This is a genomic window from Pseudofrankia coriaricola (assembly GCF_032027725.1).
Lineage (GTDB): Bacteria > Actinomycetota > Actinomycetes > Frankiales > Frankiaceae > Pseudofrankia.
Genome location: NZ_JASNFO010000194.1, coordinates 1 through 2323, shown reverse-complemented (window position 1 = coordinate 2323; position 2323 = coordinate 1). Strand labels below are relative to the sequence as shown.

The following is a 2323-nucleotide window of genomic DNA, read 5'->3' as shown; positions in this document are numbered from 1 at the left end:
CCACGAAGAAGACGTCGGACCGTGACCCGCGCCAGGCAGGGCACGGGGCGTTGATCGACCGCCGGGCGTCATCCGAACACCGCTCAACGCCGAACAGCAGCGGCAAGAACCAGCGAGAACGACGAAAGGCCGACGATGAGCTCAGAGGCCACGGATGGCCGCTTACTCCTGGTACACGGCGCATTTCACCGAGGCGCCAGCTGGCAGCCGCTGACAGCGGAACTACGGCGACGTGGATACGCGGTGGACGCCGTCGACCTCCCCGGCCGCGACGATCCCGCCGTGGCCGCCACCGCGACCCTCGCCGACTTCGTCGAGACCGTCGTCGAACGGATCCACGCCGCCCGCGGGCCGGTCATCCTGGTCGGGCACAGCATGGGCGGCGTCACCATCACCCAGGCGGCCGAGATCGTGCCCGACCTGGTCGGCTGCCTGGTGTACCTGGCCGCGTTCGTCCCGGCAGACGGCCAGTCGCTGATCGACATCGGCGGCCACCAGGACTTCGCCGACTCGCTGGTCATCACCAGCCAGCGGTTCGACGAGGAAAGACGCGTCAGTTATGTACCGGTCGAGCTCGGCCGCGAGACGTTCTACACCGACGTCCCGGAGACCGACTACGGCCGCCTCGGCGCACTGCTGGTACCCGAATCGCCCCTCGTGGCCGCCGAGCCCGTAGCACTCACCGACGAGCGATGGGGACAGATCCGCAAGGTCTACGTCGAGACCACGCGGGATCTCGCGCTCCCGATTGCATGCCAGCGCCGGATGCACCAGGCCGCGCGGGTCGATGCCGTCCACACCCTGGACACCGCGCACTCCCCGTTCGTGACGGCGGTGCCCGCGCTCGCCGACATCCTCGCCGGCGAGACGAACCGGCTGGCCACCGTCCCACACCAAATCCCGCGACGGGCCTGATCGAAAAGGACCGGAACGTGGGCAGGCTAGCGCCGCCCCTTGCCACTCGAGCGTCGTTATGATCTTCGCTGCCGTGGTCATGTTGGCCGTATTCATCGTCCGGGCAGGAAGATTCCGACTAGCGACGGCGCGCCCGACGACGGTGCGCCGGCGCCCGAGGGCTGACTGGCTGGACCACGACGCGCAGCGTGCTGGCGGTTCGGGTCAGCAGCCGCTCAGGCCCGGCAGCAGGACTCGGACGGTCGCCTGGTACACGGTCGCGCCATCCCGGAACCGGGTGCGGGAGGTCGCGGCGGCGAGGACCCGATCCACCTCCGGGCCGCGGACCACAAGGCACCGCTGGGCGTCGGCGAGCGAACCCGCGCCGGTCGGCCAGCCGACGACATTCGCGGATTCCCCCCCAGCGGCCTCCCCCGTGCCGTCGTCGGCACCCCCCTGCTGGTCCACTGGCCGCGCACGGACGGCGTAGGAGTTGGGCCGGTACAGCTCAGCCGGAGTGACGTGACCCGGGCTGGCCAGGGCATCGAGGTCGGTGAGCCGCTCGATGAAGCGGTTGAGCTGTCGGCGGGCGCCGGACGAGTCGATGGTGCGGCCGTACGCCCGGTGCACGTACGTCTGTCCGTTCGCCGAGATTGTCAGGGTGGTCAGCCCCGCGTCGGGTGTCTGCTCGGCGGTCGCAGACCGGTAGGACCGCCGCCGCAACAGCCGATCCTGGTCGGCCGTGGCCAACAGCTCCCGCATACCCGCGGCATCCAGCTGGCGGACGAAGAGAGGGGGCAACATGGGCGGCGTTCCGGCCGCCGGTGCGTTCCGGAAGCCAATGACCGTCCCGTCCCCGTAAACGAGCAGCAACGGCAACTGGAGGAACGAGGTGGACGTCACCCCGGCGCCGCTGTAACCGGCCGGTGCGAGCCCATTGGCCTCCTCCCAGGTGAGCACGAGGTCCGACCGCCCCATGGGATACCGAATCGCGCCGCTGGGACTGTCACCGCAGCTCGCCACTCCCGACACCACCGCCACCAGCGTGATCGTGGCGAAAATCGACCGTCGTGGACCGCACGGACGGCGGCCGTAACGAAACGCTCGTGTCATGCGCGCTTGGACGCGGCCGGGCCGCCGGCGGTTCCACTGCGCGGCGAGATCGGCCAGAACGGATTGCCGGGATGTCAGGTGAGCAGGATTCCCCTTGCTCCGCCGTGATCCTGCTGTACGCGCGGGCACCGCGCTCAGCTCCGGCGGAGCTGGGAACACCGGGGCGGCGCGACCCTGACGTCGTCTAGTCCGAACTTGCGAGTGCTCGAAGATCGCTACGCGCACAGCCTGGCACTTTGGCCTGTGTTGTCCGAAGTGTAGTCAGTAGGTTGCTTGATCGGGATCTTGCTGGATGGGATCATCGACTCGTGGCGAG

General features: G+C 69.3%; 2 protein-coding genes. One reads left to right on the top strand and one right to left on the bottom strand.

Annotated elements, in window-relative coordinates; genetic code table 11:
* Positions 1-135 precede the first annotated feature (135 nt).
* Entirely contained in the window at positions 136-915 is a 780-nt protein-coding gene (locus tag QOZ89_RS47030) for an alpha/beta fold hydrolase (protein WP_312630399.1), read from the top strand.
* 204 nt (positions 916-1119) lie between these two features.
* Here QOZ89_RS47030 and QOZ89_RS47025 read toward each other — a convergent pair whose 3' ends face one another.
* Positions 1120-1872 (bottom strand): hypothetical protein, encoded by a 753-nt coding sequence (locus QOZ89_RS47025; protein ID WP_312630398.1) that lies wholly within the window; start codon positions 1870-1872, stop codon positions 1120-1122.
* Positions 1873-2323: the final 451 nt, after the last annotated feature.

Bases quoted from the DNA above. Each gene is read 5' to 3' on its own strand.
- QOZ89_RS47025 (WP_312630398.1), bottom strand. From the start codon at position 1,872: ATGGGGCGGTCGGACCTCGTGCTCACCTGGGAGGAGGCCAATGGGCTC.
- QOZ89_RS47030 (WP_312630399.1), top strand. From the start codon at position 136: ATGAGCTCAGAGGCCACGGATGGCCGCTTACTCCTGGTACACGGCGCA.